Consider the following 17,060-nt stretch of genomic DNA (forward strand, 5'->3'; position numbering starts at 1 on the left):
ATCTTCACAAGCGCGCACAGAACCGGGCAAGTCCGGGGAGAAATCGGGGGCATGGATGACAGGTTTGGTCATGCTTCGCCCACATTTCGACCCGGACTGCCTGGGCGCTCACCGCGTGGTCACCGTGTACTCACGGCCACCGCGCCGGATCCGCTCCCCAACGGCCCGGCGGTCGCTCCCAGTCACGGGGCGCGCCCGCGAACCACACCGGAGACAGGGCGTACCGCAGTCTCCCCAGGGGGCTCTCCCGCTCCGCGAGCCAGGCATCCGGGGACGGTTCGGCCGGCTCGGACAGCCCTCCCGCCGGCCCCTCCCCTTCCGGCAGCGGCTCGGCCGCCCCTTCCGGCAGCCGCCCGGCCGCTCCCTCCAGCAACCACCCGGCCGTCCGTGCCAGCGCCACCCGTACGAAGCGGCTGCCGCCCTCGTCCCCCTGCTCGGTCAGCGCACGCAGCACCCCCGCCGCGAGCAGGTACCCCGTGCCGTGGTCGAGCGCCTGCGCCGGAAGCGCGCCCGGCTGCCGCGCCGAGCCCTCGATCGCCGCGATGCCCGTGGCGACCTGCACCAGGCTGTCGAAGCCGCGCCGTTCGCCCCACGGCCCGCCCTCGCCCCACGCCGACAGCTGGGCCACGACCACCCCGGGCCTGCGCTTGGCGAGCGCCTCGGGGGTCAGCCCGAAGCGGTCCAGGGCGCCCGGCCGGTAACCCGTGACGACGACGTCCGCCGCCGCGAGCAGCTCCTCGAAGGCACGCCGGTCGGCCCGCAGGTCCAGCCGCGCGGACCGCTTCCCGAAGCCCGTGTCGGCGTGCTGGTCGGGAAGTTCGGGCAGCCGCGGGGAGTCCAGGCGCAGCACGTCCGCGCCCAGCAGGGCGAGGGTGCGGGTGGCGACCGGTCCCGCGATGACCCGGGTGAGGTCCAGCACCCGGACCCCGGCGGCGGGCAGCAGAGGGTCCCGGCGCACGGACGTGAACGCACGCGTGCGGGCCGCGTCCAGGCGCCCGTGCTCCACCAGAGGGCGCCCCGCCACGGCCGCACCCTGTGCGTGCGCCGCCCACTCCCCGGGCGTACGCAGCGCCACGGCCAGGCCCCCGCGCGCGTACACGGTCTCCTCGACCTCACGCGCGGAGCGCTCGGCGAGCGCCGCCGCCACCGCTGCCGGGTCCTCGGGCACGCCCAGCGCGGCCAGCAGCCGGGCCCGGTGATGCGGGTAGTTGGCGTGCGTGCGCACCCACCCGTCGGCCGTCCGCCAGAAACGCGACAGCGGCGCGAAGTTCACCGGCGCCCGCCCGTCCACCAGCAGATGCCGCTCGCTGACGAACGCCGTCGCCACGGCGCCGTCGTCCACCCGCACCGCCGGCACCTCGTCCGTCCCCGCCCGCCGCGCACCCAGCTCCGCGGCGGCCAGCGCACAAGCGCCCACACAGGCCCGCGCCAGTTCCCGCACCGGCAGCCGCGCGTGCAGGACGCCGGGCCGCTCGACGGTCGACACGCGCGCGAGGAGGGCGGGATCGCCCCCGAGCGCCGACCACGCGGACGAGACATCAGGCATGACAGTCATGACTGCACACTGCACCATGCAGTGCTGACGCGAGGCTGATTCGATCAACATGCGCGCGACCGCCGCGCAGAGGAGCGGGGGCCGGACAAGCCACCGGCCCCCGCTCTCACCGCTCCGGAACGGCTACCGCGTGACCGCGTCCAGCGCGTCGGTCATGCCCCAGCCGTAGAAGCCGTTGCGGTTCTTCGGCCCCTCGCACACCGCGTCGACCTTGCCGTCGCCGTTGATGTCGTACGGGTCCGTGCACGGCGTGGCGTCGGCCTGCCCGTACAGCAGGGCCTTCACCAGCGCCGGCGGGGCGTACGGATGCGTCGACTTGATGAGCGCGGCGACACCCGCGACATGCGGGGACGCCATCGACGTACCCGCCATGTAGCCCCACTTGCCGCCGGGCAGCGTGCCCAGGATCAGACCGCTCGTCGCGGGCGGCTCCGGCTTCTGGTACGCCGTCGAGTCGCCGCCGGGCGCGGCGATGTCGATGACACCCAGACCGTGGTTGGAGAACGACGACTTCAGGCCCTTGGCGCCGGTCGCCGCGACCGTCACGACCCCCGGCAGCTGGGTCGGTATGTCGAGGCACTCGGACGGGTCGATCACCCGGTCCGACGGAGTGGAGTCGTTCGGGGAGACCGGGTCGGTGATCTCGTCGGCCGCGAGGTCGTAGTTCTCGTTGCCGGCCGCGGCCACGTTGACCGCGCCCTTGCGCTCGGCGTACTTCGACGCCCGGGTGACGGCCTCGACGAGCGCCTTCTGGTCCGGGTCGTTCTTGCAGTTGAAGTACCAGGGGTCGGTGTAATAGCTGTTGTTGGTCACGTCGACCCCGTGCTCGGCCGCCCACATGAAGCCGCACACCACGGCCTCCGTGTAGAAGAAGCCGTCCGGGTTGGACACCTTGATGCCCGAGACCTTCACGCCCGGCGCGACACCGGTCATGCCGACGCCGTTCTTGGCGGCGGCGATCTCACCGGCCACGTGCGTGCCGTGCGGGCTCTCCGACGGGCCCGGACGCCAGGCGCCCTCGCTGGTGTCCGGCTTGCCCGACACACAGTTGACCGACGCGGCCCGGTCGAAGTTGGGCGCGATGTCGGGGTGGGTGTCGTCGACGCCGGTGTCGATGACGGCGACGGTGACCTTCGAGCTGCCCAGCGACTTCTCGTGCGCCTTGTCCGCCTTGATGGCGGGCAGGTCCCACTGCAGCCCCTGGAGCGGATCCTGCCCCGCCGCGGCCTCGGACTCCGCCTCGGCGACCTCCGCGGCGCTGAGCACCTTCGGGGCGCCCAGGTCGGTGGTGGCCGCCGACGGCAGCGGCGCGGTGCGGGTGGCACCGGCCGACTGCACCCCGCGCACGGTGCGCATGGTCTTCGCGAATTCGGCGTTCGAGGAGTGCGCGACGATCACGCCGATCTTGTCGTACGACGCCACCACGGTGCCGCCGGCCTTGCCGATCGCCTTCTTCACGTGCGCCGAAGCGCCGTGCCCGCCGCTGACGTTGACGACATAGCTGAGCGGAGTGCCGTCGGTGGCGGCCGCGGTGGGCTCGTCGGCCGCCGGGGCGGCCGTGGCCGCGGTGTTCGGCAGGAACGCCAGCGCGGTCGCCATGGCCATCCCGGCCGGGATCACGAGGGCACGGCGGTAGCGCGGGTGAGACGCTGTCATGGAGTCTCCAGTTCGATCACGGAACGAGCAGTGGTGCGGGAACTTCCCTGGCTCTCCCGGATGCGGGAGAGCCTGAGGAGACGGGCTCACTTGACCGCGCGCAGCGCGTCGACGATGCCGAAGCCGTAGAAGCCGTTGACCCGGCTGCCGCCCTCGCACGTCGCGTCCTGCGTGCCGTCGCCGTCCTGGTCGTAGGACGCCGGGCAGCCCGGGTTGTTCGCCTGCGCCTTCAGCAGCGCCTGGAGCGCCGCCGGGGGCGCCCACGGGTGCTTGGACTTCAGCAGCGCGGCGACACCGGCCGCGTGCGGCGAGGCCATCGAGGTGCCCTGCAGGAAGGCGTACTCGCCGTTCGGCATGGTGGACAGGATCCGCCCGTCCTTCGACGGGGTGTCCGGCAGCTGGTAGCGCCGGTCGCCGCCCGGCGCGGCCACGTCCACCACTCCGTTGCCGTACGACGAGTAGTACGACTTGAGGTTGTGCACGCCCGTCGCGCTGACCGTGACCACGCCCGGCAGCTGGGTCGGCACGTCGTAGCACTCGTGCGGGTCGATGGTGCGCTCGACCGGCGTGGTGTCGTTCGGGCTGGAGTCGTCCACGATCGCGTCCGCGTCGAGGTCGTGGTTGGAGTTGCCCGCGGACGCCAGGTGCAGGGTGCCCTTCTTCTGGGCGTACAGCTGGGCCCGGTTGACCGCGTCGACGATGGCCCGCTGGTCGGGGTCGTCCATGCAGTTGTACAGCCACGGGTCGACGTAGTAGCTGTTGTTGGTGATCTCCACGCCGTGGTCGGCGGCGAACACGAAGGCGCAGACGACGCTCTCCGCGTAGAAGAGGCCGTTCTTCGGGTCGGTCACCTGGATGCCGGAGACCTTCACCCCGGGCGCGACACCGGCCACGCCGACGCCGTTGCGGGCCGCGGCGATCTCACCGGCCACGTGGGTGCCGTGGTAGTCCTGCGGGGTGTACGGCCGCCAGGCGCCCTCGCTGGTGTCCGCGACCCCGCCCGCGCAGTTCGCGGACTGCGACTTGGAGAAGTTCGGGGCGAGATCCGGGTGGGTGTCGTCGACGCCGGTGTCGATGACGGCGACGGTCACCTTGGAGCTGCCCGGGTTGATCCGGGCGGCCTTGTCGGCGCCGATCGCGCGCAGGTCCCACTGGTCGGCCTCGAGGGGCTCGCTGCCCGGCACCTCGGCGGAGGCGGCCTTGGTGCGCGCGGCCTCGGCGGCCGTCACATAGTCGGCGGCACCCTCGTCCGTCGTCCCGGCGGCCTGCAGCGGCGCGGTCCGCGTGGCACCCGCCGACTGGACCCCCTTCACGGCCCGTATCTTCGTGGCGAAGTCCGGGTCCGCCGAGTGGACGACGATCACACCGATCTTGTCGTACGTGACCACGACGGTCCCGCCCGCCGCCGCGATCGCCTTCTGCACCGACGCGATGGTGCGACGGTCCACCTTGGTGTTGACCACGTACGCCAGGGTGGACGCGTCCGCCGCCTGTTCGGCCGCCGCCTGCTGCGGTGCCGCCGACGCCGTCGCCGGCAGGAAGCCCAGCGAGGCGGTCAGGGACAGCACGACGGGCACGGCGAGGGCGAGTCGGCGTCTGGAACGCAGATGAGCCATGGGGTCTCCACATCATCCGGAAACGAAACCGGCCCGAGGCACAGGTGGGCTCGGGCAGGTACATGACGGGGTGGTGCAGGGTGAAGCTATCCGGCGATGTTGCCGCCCCACAACGTTTTCCCCGCAGGACTTCACAAACGTGGCCCCGAACCTCTCGGGGAAGTGTCGCGTTACGTCTTCCGGAAAGAAGCGAACCCGGTTGAACCGGTCCTCGTGTCGCGCCGTGCCCTTGTGCAGGAAGCGCGAGGACACTCGCCTTCCGTCCCGACCCGACCGAACCCGCAACGCGAGGAGACTCCGTGGCCGCCGAAGCACCGCCCCCCTCGACAGAACAACACAAACTCCCCACCCCGGAGGAGTTCACCGAGGTGCAGGAGAGCGCGGAGTTCGGTGAACTGCGCCGCTCCTACCGCTCCTTCGCCTTCCCGCTGACCGTCGCGTTCATCGCCTGGTACCTGCTGTACGTCCTGCTGTCGAACTACGCGGGCGGCTTCATGGGCACCAAGCTGTTCGGCAACATCAACGTCGCCTTCGTCTTCGGCGTGCTGCAGTTCGTCACGACGTTCCTCATCGCCTGGTGGTACTCCCGGCACGCCGCCGCCAAGCTCGACCCCAAGGCCGAGGCCATCAAGACCCGTATGGAGGGCGGCGCATGAGCCCCGCGATCACCCACGTCACCCTCGCCGCGAACGAGGTCACCGTCGCCGCGAACGAGGCGAGCGAGCACCGGCCGCTCATCATCACGCTGTTCGCCCTGTTCGTCGTCGCGACCCTCGGCATCACCGTCTGGGCGGGCCGCCAGACCAAGGACGCCGCCGACTTCTACGCCGGCGGACGCCAGTTCAGCGCCTTCCAGAACGGCCTCGCCGTCTCCGGCGACTACATGTCCGCCGCGTCGTTCCTCGGCATCGCCGGCGCCATCGCCCTGTTCGGCTACGACGGCTTCCTGTACTCCATCGGCTTCCTCGTCGCCTGGCTCGTCGCCCTTCTCCTGGTCGCCGAGCCGCTGCGCAACTCCGGCCGCTACACCATGGGCGACGTCCTCGCCTACCGCATGCGCCAGCGTCCCGTGCGCACCGCCGCCGGCACCTCCACCATCGTCGTGTCGATCTTCTACCTGCTGGCCCAGATGGCGGGCGCCGGCGTCCTCGTCTCGCTGCTGCTCGGCATCACCTCCGACGCCGGCAAGATCCTCATCGTCGCCCTGGTCGGCGTCCTGATGATCGTGTACGTCTCCATCGGCGGCATGAAGGGCACCACCTGGGTCCAGATGATCAAGGCCGTGCTGCTGATCGGCGGCACGATCCTCATCACCTTCCTGGTGCTGCTGAAGTTCAACTTCAACATCTCCGACCTGCTCGGCACGGCCGCCGAGAACAGCGGCAAGGGCGCCGCCTTCCTGGAGCCCGGCCTCCAGTACGGCGCGACCGGCACCTCCAAGCTGGACTTCATCTCCCTCGGCATCGCCCTGGTGCTCGGCACCGCCGGTCTGCCGCACATCCTGATCCGCTTCTACACGGTGCCCAACGCCAAGGCCGCCCGTAAGTCCGTGAACTGGGCCATCGGCATCATCGGCGGCTTCTACCTGATGACCATCGCCCTCGGCTTCGGCGCCGCCGCGCTGATCTCCCAGGACGAGATCATCGCCTCCAACCCGTCCGGCAACACGGCAGCGCCCCTGCTCGCCCTGCACCTGGGCGGCGTCGACTCGGCCTGGGGCGCGATCCTCCTCGCCACCATCTCCGCCGTCGCCTTCGCCACCATCCTCGCCGTGGTCGCGGGACTCACCCTCGCCTCGTCGTCCTCCTTCGCGCACGACATCTACGCGAACGTCATCCGCAAGGGGAAGGCCACCGGCGCCGAGGAGGTCCGCGCGGCCCGCTGGGCGACCGTCTTCATCGGCGTCGTCTCCATCGGCCTGGGTGCCCTCGCCCGCGACCTCAACGTGGCCGGCCTGGTCGCGCTCGCCTTCGCGGTCGCCGCGTCCGCGAACCTGCCGACCATTCTCTACAGCCTGTTCTGGAAGCGGTTCACCACCCAGGGCGCGCTGTGGTCGATCTACGGCGGTCTCATCGTCGCCGTCGGCCTGGTGCTGTTCTCGCCCGTCGTCTCCGGCGACCCCAAGGCGATGTTCCCCGACGTCGACTTCGCCTGGTTCCCGCTGAAGAACCCGGGCATCATCTCCATCCCGTTCGGCTTCCTGATGGGCTGGCTCGGCACCGTCCTGTCCAAGGAGGAGCCCGACGTCAAGAAGTACGCGGAGCTGGAGGTCCGGTCGCTGACCGGCACGGGCGCGCACTGACCCGTCCCGTCCGTCCATCGGCACGAACGGCCGCGTCACCGGGACCTGTAGGTCCCTACGACGCGGCCGTTCGGCTTCTCGTCACATCGGGCCGCTGTGGGTTGTCGGTGGCGTCACGTAGGCTCGCAGGTAGTCGGACAAGTGATCCACGCGGATCCACGCGATCCATGGCGAGGGAGGAGGCCCGGTGCTCATCGACACCTACGGCCGAGTGGCCACCGACCTGAGGGTCTCGCTGACCGACCGCTGCAATCTGCGGTGCACCTACTGCATGCCCGAGGAGGGCCTGCAGTGGCTGGCCAAGCCCGACCTGCTCACGGACGACGAGATCGTCCGCCTCATCGACATCGCGGTCACCTCCCTCGGGATCGAGGAGGTCCGCTTCACCGGCGGCGAGCCCCTGCTGCGCCCCGGGCTGGTCGGCATCGTCGAGCGCGTCGCCGCCCTGGAGCCCCGCCCGCAGATGTCCCTCACCACCAACGGCATCGGCCTCAGGCGCACCGCCGCCGCTCTGAAGGAGGCGGGCCTGGACCGGGTCAACGTCTCCCTCGACACGCTCCGCCCCGACGTCTTCAAGACCCTCACCCGGCGGGACCGCCACAAGGACGTCCTCGACGGCCTGTACGCCGCCCGCGAGGCCGGCCTCACCCCCGTCAAGGTCAACTCCGTCCTGATGCCGGGGCTCAACGACGACGAGGCCCCCGACCTGCTCGCCTGGGCCGTGGAGCACGACTACGAGCTCCGCTTCATCGAGCAGATGCCCCTGGACGCCCAGCACGGCTGGAAGCGCGACGGCATGATCACCGCCGGGGACATCCTCGCCTCCCTGCGCACCCGCTTCGAGCTGACCCCCGAGGGCGAGGAGAAGCGCGGCTCGGCCCCGGCGGAGCGCTGGCTGGTCGACGGCGGCCCGCACGTGGTCGGCGTCATCGCCTCGGTCACCCGCCCCTTCTGCTCCGCCTGCGACCGCACCCGCCTGACAGCAGACGGCCAGATACGCACCTGCCTGTTCGCCACGGAGGAGACCGACCTGCGGGCAGCCCTGCGCTCGGGCGCCGCCGACGAGGAAATCGCCGCGCTCTGGAAGCAGGCCATGTGGGGCAAGAAGGCGGGCGCGGGCCTGGACGACCCGTCCTTCGTCCAGCCGGACCGGCCCATGTCCGCAATCGGCGGCTAGCTGCAACGCCGCTCAGGGGCGCGGGGAACCCTCAAGCCCCCCGCGCTTCCCACTCCTCCAGGGCGACGACGTCCTTCAAGAACCCCCGCACCCCGAGAAACTGCGACAAATGCTCCCGGTGCTCCTCGCACGCGAGCCACGTCTTGCGCCGCTCCGGCGTATGGATCTTCGGGTTGTTCCAGGCAAGCACCCAGACAGCGTCGGCACGGCAACCCTTGGCGGAGCAGATCGGCATCACACGCCGAGCCTATCCCGGGAAAAGGCGACGCCGAGCAGCCACGGGGGGAGCTGCCCGGCGTCGGTCCGTCGCTCCGACGGGGGATGCGGAGCGCGTACGAAGTATGTCACGGCTCACCCCACCCCCGGCACCGAAAGAGCATGATTGATCTGAGCTTTTCTTGAGCTTGGCGGGGAAGTGACTTCCGCTTGAGCCCGCCGGGGCCCTGGCCCCCTCGTCTCACGACCGCTCGGGCCGCTCCGTTCGTGCGCCCGGCGTCGGCTCGGACGCCAGATCTTCCGCGCCCGGCTCCGCCGCGCCGTCATTCGTCCGCGGCGGCGCGATCATGGGTCGCATCGGCGCCGTGACGAAGGTCGACGGCATCGACGGCGCGTTCTCACGCCCGGCATTGGCGATCACCACCGCGATGTACGGCAGCACCGCACCGAGGACCAGCGCCACGATCGCGACATGCCGCTCCACGTTCCAGAGCGTCGCGGCGAGGATGACCGAGATCGTACGGACGGTCATCGAGATGACGTACCGGCGCTGCCGCGCGCGTACGTCCTCCTGGAGGCCCGCCCGCGCACCGGTGATCCGGAACACCTGGGCGCCGCCACCGCCATGCTGTTTCCGCATCACATTCACCATCCGCCCGCATCGGAGAACAGCACCACGTTACGCCGCGTCGCCGCCGCCCACGAGACCGGGTCACCTCCTGCGCGGCACTCCCGACGTGCGGCGCAGGGGGACTGGACCGACACTGGCGGTACTGCTCACGTCAAGCGGTACGAGGAGGCAGCAATGGGCTGGTTGTGGGCCATCATCGTGGGATTCGTGCTCGGTCTGATCGCCAAGGCGATCATTCCCGGCAAGCAGCACAGCCCTCTGTGGCTGACCACGATCGGCGGCATCCTCGGCGCCATCGTGGGCAACGCGGTGGCGCGCGGCTTCGGTGTCGACGAGACCCCGGGCATCGACTGGAGCCGGCACATCTTCCAGGTCGTGGCCGCCGTGATCATCGTGGCCCTGGTCGACGCGCTGTACATGCAGGTCCGCGGCGGCAAGAAACAACGGACCTGAGACAGCCGCCCCGCACGGCAGCACCCCGCACGGCAGCGCCCGCACGACGCAGGGACGGCCCCCGGTGCTCACCGGAAGCCGCCCCTGCCCTGAGACTGTGCCGGCTGCTCAGCCGCCGGTGACCTCCACCGCGGCCAGGTTCTTCTTGCCCCGGCGCAGCACCAGCCACCGCCCGTGCAGCAGGTCCTCCTTCGCGGGGACCTCGTCCTCCGCGGTGACCTTGACGTTGTTCACGTAGGCACCGCCCTCCTTCACCGTGCGCCGCGCGGCCGACTTGCTCGCCACCAGACCCACCTCGGCGAACAGGTCGACGACGGGACCGAGCTCGGCCACCTGGATGTGCGGGACCTCGGAGAGCGCCGCCGCCAGCGTCCGCTCGTCCAGCTCCGCCAGCTCACCCTGGCCGAACAGCGCCCGGGACGCGGCGATCACGGCGGCCGTCTGCTCCGCGCCGTGCACCAGCGTCGTCAGCTCCTCCGCCAGCGCACGCTGTGCGGCCCGCGCCTGCGGACGCTCCTGCGTCTGCCGCTCCAGCTCCTCCAGCTCCTCACGGGACTTGAAGGACAGGATCCGCATGTACGTCGAGATGTCCCGGTCGTCCGCGTTCAGCCAGAACTGGTAGAACGCGTACGGCGTCGTCATCTCCGGGTCGAGCCAGACGGCGCCGCCCTCGGTCTTGCCGAACTTGGTGCCGTCCGCCTTGGTCATCAGCGGGGTCGCCAGCGCGTGCACGTTCGCGTGCGGCTCCAGCTTGTGGATCAGGTCAAGACCCGCCGTGAGGTTGCCCCACTGGTCGCTGCCACCCTGCTGGAGCGTGCAGCCGTAGCGCCGGTACAGCTCCAGGAAGTCCATGCCCTGCAGCAGCTGGTAGCTGAACTCCGTGTAGCTGATGCCCTCGGCGGACTCCAGACGCCGGGCGACCGAGTCCTTCGTCAGCATCTTGTTGACGCGGAAGTGCTTGCCGATGTCCCGCAGGAACTCGATGGCCGACATGCCGGCCGTCCAGTCCAGGTTGTTCACCATCGTCGCGGCGTTGTCGCCCTCGAAGGAGAGGAAGGGCTCGATCTGCGCGCGCAGCCGGTTCACCCAGTTCGCGACCGTCTCCGGATCGTTCAGCGTGCGCTCGGCCGTCGGGCGCGGGTCGCCGATCTGGCCCGTCGCGCCGCCGACCAGCGCCAGCGGACGCAGGCCCGCCTGCTGGAGGCGGCGCATGGTGAGGACCTGGACCAGATGGCCGACGTGCAGGCTGGCCGCGGTCGGGTCGAAACCGCAATAGAACGTGACGGGACCGTCCGCGAGCGCCTTGCGCAAAGCGTCCTCGTCAGTGGACAGGGCGATCACGCCGCGCCACTTCAGCTCGTCGACGATGTCCGTCACGGTTCTCGTGTCTCCTCGATGATCTTCGGCCGGTCGGGTGACAGCCGATTACGACGCCTACGAGGTTATACGCCCTGGCTGACAGAGCTCATATTGAAATCGGGGACGCGCAGCGCGGGCATCGCCGCCCTGGTGAACCAGTCGCCCCACTCCCTCGGCAGCGTCTTCTCCGTGCGGCCCGCCTCGGTGGCCCGGCCCAGCAGGTCCACCGGCGACTCGTTGAACCGGAAGTTGTTGACCTCGCCGGTGACCTCGCCGTTCTCGACGAGGTAGACGCCGTCCCGGGTCAGCCCGGTGAGCAGCAGCGTCGCCGGGTCGACCTCGCGGATGTACCACAGACACGTCAGCAGCAGCCCCCGCTCGGTCGCCGCGACCATCTCCTCCAGGGAGCGGTCCTCGCCCCCGTCGAGGATCAGGTTGTCGATCGCCGGCGTCACCGGAAGCCCGGTCAGGGCCGCGCTGTGCCTGCTCGTCGTCAGCCGGTTCAGCTCGCCCTCGCGCACCCAGTCGGTGGCCGTCAGCGGCAGCCCGTTGTCGAACACCGACTGGTCGCCGCCCGAGGAGTGCGCGATCACGAAGGGCGCCGACTCCAGCCCCGGCTCGTTCGGGTCGCTGCGCAGTGTCAGCGGCAGCTCGGTCAGCTTCTCGCCGACGCGGGTGCCGCCGCCCGGCTTGGAGAACACGGTGCGGCCCTCGGCCGCGTCCCGCCCGGAGGCCGACCACAGCTGGTAGATCAGCAGATCCGCGACCGCCGTCGGCGGCAGCAGCGTCTCGTACCGGCCCGCGGGCAGCTCGAGCCGCCGCTCGGCCCAGCCCAGCCGCACCGCCAGCTCGGCGTCGAGCGCCGCCGGGTCGACGTCCTTGAAGTCCCGCGTGGAACGCCCCGCCCACGCCGACCGCGTACGGTCCGGCGACTTGGCGTTGATCTCCAGCGTCCCGTTGGGCTGGTCGTGCCGCAGACGCAGCCCCGTGGACGTACCCAGGTAGCTGGAGACCAGCTCGTGGTTGGCGAAGCCGTACAGCTCCCGGCCGCCCGCACGCGCGCGTGCGAACGCCTCACCGAGCGCCGGCGCGAAGTCGCCGAACACGGCGGAGGAGGTCTCCGCGGGCGCCTCGGTGAACTCGGGGGACTCGGCCACCCCCGTGACCAGCGGCTGCGCGTCCTCCGCCGGACCGGCACCACGCGCGGCGGCCTCGGCGGCCCGCACCAGCGGCTCCAGCTCGTCCATCGTCACGGCGGAACGGGACACCACGCCCGAGGCGGTGCCCTCCCTGCCGTCCACCGTGGCGATCACGGTGAGCGTGCGCCCGCGCGTGACACCGTTCGTCGTCAGCGCGTTGCCCGCCCAGCGCAGATTGGCGCTCGACTGCTCGTCGGCGATCACGACGCAGCCGTCGGCACGGGACAGCTCCAGAGCGCGCTCGACGATCTCGTGCGGCTTGGTGGGACGCGCGCTCATCGACCGGCCTCCTGCGTGGTGTTGAGGCTGTGCTTTTCCGGGGGGCAACCCCCGGACCCCCGGCCGATACCGATGCTGACGTTCATCGCCCGGCCTCCTGCGTTGTGTTGAGAATGTTGACTCCCTTGAAGAGGGCGGACGGACAGCCGTGCGAGACCGCCGCCACCTGGCCCGGCTGGGCCTTGCCGCAGTTGAAGGCGCCGCCCAGCACGTAGGTCTGCGGCCCGCCGACGGCGGCCATGGAGCCCCAGAAGTCGGTGGTCGTGGCCTGGTAGGCGACGTCCCGCAGCTGCCCCGCGAGCCGCCCGTTCTCGATCCGGTAGAAGCGCTGCCCGGTGAACTGGAAGTTGTAGCGCTGCATGTCGATGCTCCACGAGCGGTCGCCGACCACGTAGATGCCCCGGTCGACACCCCCGATCAGATCCTCGGTCGACATCCCGGCCGGATCCGGCCGCAGGGACACATTGGCCATGCGCTGCACCGGCACATGCCCGGGGGAGTCGGCGAAGGCGCACCCGTTCGAACGCTCGAAGCCGGTCAGCCTCGCGATCCGCCGGTCCAGCTGGTAGCCGACCAGGGTGCCGTCCCGCACCAGGTCCCAGGACTGCGCCTCGACGCCCTCGTCGTCGTAGCCGACGGTGGCGAGGCCGTGCTCGGCGGTGCGGTCGCCGGTGACGTTCATCAGCTCCGAGCCGTAGCGGAGCTTGCCGAGCAGGTCGAAGGTGGCGAAGGAGGTGCCGGCGTAGGCCGCCTCGTAGCCGAGGGCGCGGTCCAGTTCGGTGGCGTGCCCGATGGACTCGTGGATGGTCAGCCACAGGTTGGACGGGTCGACCACCAGGTCGTACAGCCCCGGCTCGACGCTCGGCGCGCGCATCTTCTCGGCGAGCAGCTCCGGGATCCGCTCCAGCTCCTCGTCCCAGTCCCAGCCGGTGCCCTTCAGATACTCCCAGCCACGGCCGACGGGCGGCGCGAGGGTGCGCATGGAGTCGAACTCACCGCTCGACTCGTCCACCGCCACCGCCGTGAACACCGGGTGCAGCCGGACCCGCTGCTGGGTGGTCACCGTGCCGGCCGTGTCGGCGTAGAACTTGTTCTCGTGCACGGTGAGCAGCGAGGCGTCCACATGGTCCACCCCGCTCGCCCGGAGCAGCCGCGCGCTCCACTCGGCCAGCAGCCCGGCCTTCTCCGAGTCGGGCACGCTGAACGGATCGATCTCGTACGACGACACCCACGTCTTGTCGGCGTGCACCGGCTCGTCGGCCAGCTCCACGCTCCCCCACTGCCCGAAAGGCGTGGGAGGTGCCCCCACGCCCGATCCAGCGGCCTTGATCACCTGTGCGGACAGCTTCGCCATGGCCACCGCCTGCGAGGCGACCTTGGCGGCGGCGTCCAGGGTCAGATCCACGCCGGAGGCGAACCCCCACGTCCCGCCGTGCACCACCCGCACCGCGTACCCGAGGTCGGTGGTGTCCGACGACCCCGCGGGCTTGGCGTCCCGGAACCGCCAGGACGCGTTGCGCACCCGCTCCAGGCGGAAGTCCGCGTGCTCGGCCCCGAGCGCCCGCGCGCGTGCGAGCGCGGCGTCGGCGAGGGCGCGCAGGGGCAGGGCCGTGAAGGCTTCGTCAATGCTATGAGGCACCTACGTCTCTTCCTGTCGGTCTTCGCTCGTGATGTCGGCTGTCCTGCTGTACAAGGTCGTCGCTGCGCATCATGTCGCGTCGGCCGGTGCCGGACCACAGGTTTGTGCCGGGAGCCCGGTGCTTTCTGTAGGGACCCGACAGAGCGACCCGTCGGCCACTGTCGGTGCCCGAATGTTCCCCGGCGGACCTCGACCGATAGGTTTTCGGTGAAGCCGCCTGTCATCGCCGCCTGTCGTCCGGGCGCTCGGGCGGGCCACCAGACCGCTATCGAAAGGGTGATCCGTTGAGCCGCTCGGTTCTCGTCACCGGAGGCAACCGGGGCATCGGCCTCGCCATCGCCCGCGCTTTCGCCGACGCCGGCGACAAGGTCGCGATCACGTACCGCTCGGGTGAGCCGCCGGCCGGCTTCCTGGCCGTCAAGTGCGACATCACCGACGCCGAGCAGGTGGAGCAGGCCTACAAGGAGATCGAGGAGGCGCACGGCCCCGTCGAGATCCTGGTGGCCAACGCCGGTGTCACCAAGGACCAGCTCCTGATGCGCATGTCCGAGGAGGACTTCACCTCGGTCATCGACACCAACCTCACCGGCACCTTCCGTGTGGTCAAGCGCGCCAACCGCGGCATGCTGCGCGCCAAGAAGGGCCGCGTCGTGCTCATCTCCTCGGTCGTCGGGCTGCTCGGCTCCGCGGGGCAGGCCAACTACGCCGCCTCCAAGGCCGCCCTGGTCGGCTTCGCGCGCTCCCTCGCCCGTGAGCTGGGCTCGCGCAACATCACCTTCAACGTCGTCGCGCCCGGCTTCGTCGACACCGACATGACCAAGGCGCTCACCGAGGAGCAGCGCTCGAACATCGTGTCGCAGGTGCCGCTCGGCCGGTACGCGCAGCCGGAGGAGATCGCCGCGACGGTGCGGTTCGTCGCCTCGGACGACGCCTCGTACATCACTGGAGCCGTCATCCCTGTTGACGGCGGACTGGGAATGGGTCACTGAACACCATGAGCGGAATTCTCGAGGGCAAGCGCGTCCTGATCACCGGTGTGCTGATGGAGTCCTCCATCGCCTTCCACGCCGCCAAGCTGGCCCAGGAGCAGGGTGCCGAGATCATCCTGACCGCGTTCCCGCGGCCCACGCTGACCGAGCGCATCGCCAGGAAGCTGCCCAAGCCCACCAAGGTCATCGAGCTCGACGTCACCAACGAGGAGCACCTCGGCCGGCTCGCGGACGTCGTCGGCGAGGAGCTCGGCGGCCTCGACGGCGTCGTGCACTCCATCGGCTTCGCGCCGCAGGACGCGCTCGGCGGCAACTTCCTCAACACCCCGTTCGAGTCCGTCGCCACGGCCATGCACGTCTCCGCGTTCTCGCTGAAGTCGCTGACCATGGCCTGCCTGCCGCTGATGCAGAACGGCGGCTCCGTCGTCGGCCTCACCTTCGACGCGCAGTACGCCTGGCCGCAGTACGACTGGATGGGCCCCGCCAAGGCCGCCCTGGAGGCCACCAGCCGCTACATGGCGCGCGACCTGGGCAAGCAGAACATCCGCTGCAACCTCATCTCCGCGGGCCCCATCGGCTCCATGGCCGCCAAGTCCATCCCGGGCTTCGGCGAGCTGGCCTCCGTGTGGGACACCCGCGCCCCGCTGGAGTGGGACCTGAAGGACCCGGAGCCGGCCGGCCGCGGCATCGTCGCCCTGCTGAGCGACTGGTTCCCGAAGACCACCGGCGAGATCATCCACGTCGACGGCGGTCTGCACGCCATCGGCGCCTGACCGAGCGCTTCGAGGGGCCCGCATCCGCCCGGGTGCGGGCCCCTCGGCGTGTCACCCGATCGGCTCAGCAGCGCGGGCGGCGCACGGCACCGGCGGGGCATCGTGAAGGTACGCGTCCACCGCGTGTTCCCCCTCCCCAGCACGGCCGAGGAGGTTCCCTTGTGCGCTTTTTCCGCCTGGCCTCAGCGACCGTCGCCGTCGCCGTCGCGCTCGCCCTTCCGTACGAGGCGACGGCCCACACGCGCGTGCAGCCCGACCGGGTCACGACCGACGACACGGAGACCGAGGAAACGGACGACCTGTTCGGTGCCGCGTGCTGGATCCGTGTCGACGGGTCGCATGTGACGGCGTACTGCCACAACCCCTATCCGGACATCGACCACGTGAGCCTGCACGTGGAATGCGTCCGTTGGTGGGACCTGGACAGCGACAGCCGCGCGGTGGCCGCCGAACCGGCGCAGACCGTGAAACTGACGGGGCGCTGCTGGCAGGAGGTCCGCTCCGCGTGGATCAGCCACCGGAGGGCGAGCTGAACAGTCCCGGACGGCACACGAACGGATAGGAGGCGGCCTCCTCGGCGGCCGTCACCGCGTCACCCGCGCGGATCGCGTCCACCAGCCGCCCGTGGTCCATGTGCGTCTCCGGGGTCAGCTCCTGGCCCACGTCGTCGCGCAGCCAGTCCCGCAGCACCTCGCTCAGGTCCGCGTACATCGCGGTCATCACGTCGTTGTGCGAGGCGGCCACCACCGCCAGATGGAAGGTCGCGTCCGCCGTCACGAACGCCTCCGCGTCGCCCGACTCCCAGGCCTCCTCGCGGCGCAGCAGCAGCGTGTCGAGCTGCTTGAGGTCCTTCTCGGTGCGCCGCTCGGCGGCCAGCCGCGCCGCGGCCGACTCCAGCGTGGAACGAAGCTCGGCGATGTGCCGCGGATCGGCTTCGGCGAAGCGGCGGTGCATCACGCCCGCCAGCTCACTGGTGGCCACGACGTACGTCCCCGAACCCTGGCGGATGTCCAGCAGCCCGTTGTGCGCCAGCGCACGCACCGCCTCGCGCACGGTATTGCGGGCCACCCCGAGCTGCTCGACCAGCTCCGGCTCGGTCGGGATGCGGGATCCGACCGCCCACTCACCCGAGGTGATCTGGGCCCGCAGCGCGGCGATGACCTGCTCGGACAGGGCCGAGCGACGGGGATGGCTCAGGGGCATGACACACACCTTC

Annotated in this window: 16 protein-coding genes; 7 read left to right on the forward strand and 9 right to left on the reverse strand. The window is 70.8% G+C overall.

What is annotated here, in order from left to right:
- Positions 1 to 130 precede the first annotated feature (130 nt).
- The 3 genes from AB0412_RS33895 to AB0412_RS33905 all read right to left on the reverse strand — a co-directional run bounded on the left by AB0412_RS33895 (position 131) and on the right by AB0412_RS33905 (position 4,827).
- Complete coding sequence (locus tag AB0412_RS33895; RefSeq protein ID WP_366406444.1) at positions 131 to 1,555, reverse strand: CoA transferase; 1,425 nt, start codon at positions 1,553 to 1,555, stop codon at positions 131 to 133.
- A 123-nt stretch (positions 1,556 to 1,678) separates the two neighbouring features.
- Positions 1,679 to 3,211: a S8 family serine peptidase gene (locus AB0412_RS33900; RefSeq protein ID WP_366406445.1), complete on the reverse strand. Its 1,533-nt coding sequence runs from the start codon at positions 3,209 to 3,211 to the stop codon at positions 1,679 to 1,681.
- 86 nt (positions 3,212 to 3,297) lie between these two features.
- Positions 3,298 to 4,827 carry a S8 family serine peptidase gene (locus AB0412_RS33905; protein ID WP_366406446.1) on the reverse strand — a complete coding sequence of 510 codons (1,530 nt, stop codon included), beginning with the start codon at positions 4,825 to 4,827 and terminating at the stop codon, positions 3,298 to 3,300.
- Between the two features lie 299 nt (positions 4,828 to 5,126).
- Here AB0412_RS33905 and AB0412_RS33910 point away from each other — a divergent pair, with 299 nt between their 5' ends.
- From AB0412_RS33910 to moaA, 3 genes are all read left to right on the forward strand, one after another.
- Positions 5,127 to 5,483, forward strand: a complete 357-nt coding sequence (locus tag AB0412_RS33910) for a DUF485 domain-containing protein (RefSeq protein WP_366406447.1) — start codon at positions 5,127 to 5,129, stop codon at positions 5,481 to 5,483.
- Entirely contained in the window at positions 5,480 to 7,129 is a 1,650-nt protein-coding gene (locus AB0412_RS33915; RefSeq protein ID WP_366406448.1) for a cation acetate symporter, read from the forward strand. The genes AB0412_RS33910 and AB0412_RS33915 overlap by 4 nt, the downstream gene beginning before the upstream one ends.
- Positions 7,130 to 7,316: 187 nt before the next feature.
- Positions 7,317 to 8,306 (forward strand): GTP 3',8-cyclase MoaA, encoded by a 990-nt coding sequence (gene moaA / locus AB0412_RS33920; RefSeq protein ID WP_366406449.1) that lies wholly within the window; start codon positions 7,317 to 7,319, stop codon positions 8,304 to 8,306.
- Between the two features lie 31 nt (positions 8,307 to 8,337).
- Here moaA and AB0412_RS33925 read toward each other — a convergent pair whose 3' ends face one another.
- Both AB0412_RS33925 and AB0412_RS33930 read right to left on the reverse strand, forming a co-directional pair.
- Positions 8,338 to 8,541, reverse strand: coding sequence for a hypothetical protein (locus AB0412_RS33925; protein WP_366406481.1), 204 nt, complete (start codon positions 8,539 to 8,541; stop codon positions 8,338 to 8,340).
- A 222-nt stretch (positions 8,542 to 8,763) separates the two neighbouring features.
- Positions 8,764 to 9,162, reverse strand: coding sequence for a DUF3099 domain-containing protein (locus AB0412_RS33930; protein ID WP_366406450.1), 399 nt, complete (start codon positions 9,160 to 9,162; stop codon positions 8,764 to 8,766).
- A gap of 165 nt (positions 9,163 to 9,327) precedes the next feature.
- Between AB0412_RS33930 and AB0412_RS33935 the strand changes: the two genes are divergently transcribed.
- Positions 9,328 to 9,606 carry a GlsB/YeaQ/YmgE family stress response membrane protein gene (locus tag AB0412_RS33935; protein ID WP_366406451.1) on the forward strand — a complete coding sequence of 93 codons (279 nt, stop codon included), beginning with the start codon at positions 9,328 to 9,330 and terminating at the stop codon, positions 9,604 to 9,606.
- Positions 9,607 to 9,714: 108 nt separating this feature from the next.
- On the opposite strand, the gene tyrS is transcribed toward AB0412_RS33935, so the two are convergent.
- The 3 genes from tyrS to AB0412_RS33950 form a co-directional block, all read right to left on the reverse strand.
- Positions 9,715 to 10,983, reverse strand: a complete 1,269-nt coding sequence (gene tyrS / locus AB0412_RS33940; protein WP_366406452.1) for a tyrosine--tRNA ligase — start codon at positions 10,981 to 10,983, stop codon at positions 9,715 to 9,717.
- A gap of 65 nt (positions 10,984 to 11,048) precedes the next feature.
- A complete protein-coding gene (locus AB0412_RS33945) occupies positions 11,049 to 12,443 on the reverse strand; it encodes a metallopeptidase TldD-related protein (protein ID WP_366406453.1) in 1,395 nt (464 codons plus the stop codon).
- Between the two features lie 82 nt (positions 12,444 to 12,525).
- Positions 12,526 to 14,082, reverse strand: coding sequence for a TldD/PmbA family protein (locus tag AB0412_RS33950; protein WP_366406454.1), 1,557 nt, complete (start codon positions 14,080 to 14,082; stop codon positions 12,526 to 12,528).
- A gap of 284 nt (positions 14,083 to 14,366) precedes the next feature.
- Between AB0412_RS33950 and fabG the strand changes: the two genes are divergently transcribed.
- From fabG to AB0412_RS33965, 3 genes are all read left to right on the forward strand, one after another.
- Positions 14,367 to 15,071 carry a 3-oxoacyl-[acyl-carrier-protein] reductase gene (fabG, locus tag AB0412_RS33955; RefSeq protein WP_366406455.1) on the forward strand — a complete coding sequence of 235 codons (705 nt, stop codon included), beginning with the start codon at positions 14,367 to 14,369 and terminating at the stop codon, positions 15,069 to 15,071.
- 5 nt (positions 15,072 to 15,076) lie between these two features.
- Positions 15,077 to 15,844, forward strand: coding sequence for an enoyl-ACP reductase FabI (gene fabI / locus AB0412_RS33960; RefSeq protein WP_366406456.1), 768 nt, complete (start codon positions 15,077 to 15,079; stop codon positions 15,842 to 15,844).
- A 161-nt stretch (positions 15,845 to 16,005) separates the two neighbouring features.
- Positions 16,006 to 16,377: a hypothetical protein gene (locus tag AB0412_RS33965; protein ID WP_366406457.1), complete on the forward strand. Its 372-nt coding sequence runs from the start codon at positions 16,006 to 16,008 to the stop codon at positions 16,375 to 16,377.
- Here AB0412_RS33965 and AB0412_RS33970 read toward each other — a convergent pair.
- Entirely contained in the window at positions 16,355 to 17,047 is a 693-nt protein-coding gene (locus AB0412_RS33970) for a FadR/GntR family transcriptional regulator (RefSeq protein ID WP_366406458.1), read from the reverse strand. The genes AB0412_RS33965 and AB0412_RS33970 overlap by 23 nt on opposite strands.
- Positions 17,048 to 17,060: the final 13 nt, after the last annotated feature.

Origin of the sequence: Streptomyces sp. NPDC052012 (assembly GCF_040689265.1) — a bacterium.
Lineage (GTDB): Bacteria > Actinomycetota > Actinomycetes > Streptomycetales > Streptomycetaceae > Streptomyces.

What these genes read in the sequence shown, in the direction of transcription:
- AB0412_RS33895 (WP_366406444.1), bottom strand. Translation starts at nt 1,555, where the DNA reads ATGACTGTCATGCCTGATGTCTCGTCCGCGTGGTCGGCGCTCGGGGGC.
- AB0412_RS33945 (WP_366406453.1), bottom strand. Translation starts at nt 12,443, where the DNA reads ATGAGCGCGCGTCCCACCAAGCCGCACGAGATCGTCGAGCGCGCTCTG.
- AB0412_RS33970 (WP_366406458.1), bottom strand. Translation starts at nt 17,047, where the DNA reads ATGCCCCTGAGCCATCCCCGTCGCTCGGCCCTGTCCGAGCAGGTCATC.
- AB0412_RS33925 (WP_366406481.1), bottom strand. Translation starts at nt 8,541, where the DNA reads ATGCCGATCTGCTCCGCCAAGGGTTGCCGTGCCGACGCTGTCTGGGTG.
- AB0412_RS33905 (WP_366406446.1), bottom strand. Translation starts at nt 4,827, where the DNA reads ATGGCTCATCTGCGTTCCAGACGCCGACTCGCCCTCGCCGTGCCCGTC.
- fabI (WP_366406456.1), top strand. Translation starts at nt 15,077, where the DNA reads ATGAGCGGAATTCTCGAGGGCAAGCGCGTCCTGATCACCGGTGTGCTG.
- AB0412_RS33930 (WP_366406450.1), bottom strand. Translation starts at nt 9,162, where the DNA reads ATGCGGAAACAGCATGGCGGTGGCGGCGCCCAGGTGTTCCGGATCACC.
- AB0412_RS33915 (WP_366406448.1), top strand. Translation starts at nt 5,480, where the DNA reads ATGAGCCCCGCGATCACCCACGTCACCCTCGCCGCGAACGAGGTCACC.
- AB0412_RS33900 (WP_366406445.1), bottom strand. Translation starts at nt 3,211, where the DNA reads ATGACAGCGTCTCACCCGCGCTACCGCCGTGCCCTCGTGATCCCGGCC.
- AB0412_RS33935 (WP_366406451.1), top strand. Translation starts at nt 9,328, where the DNA reads ATGGGCTGGTTGTGGGCCATCATCGTGGGATTCGTGCTCGGTCTGATC.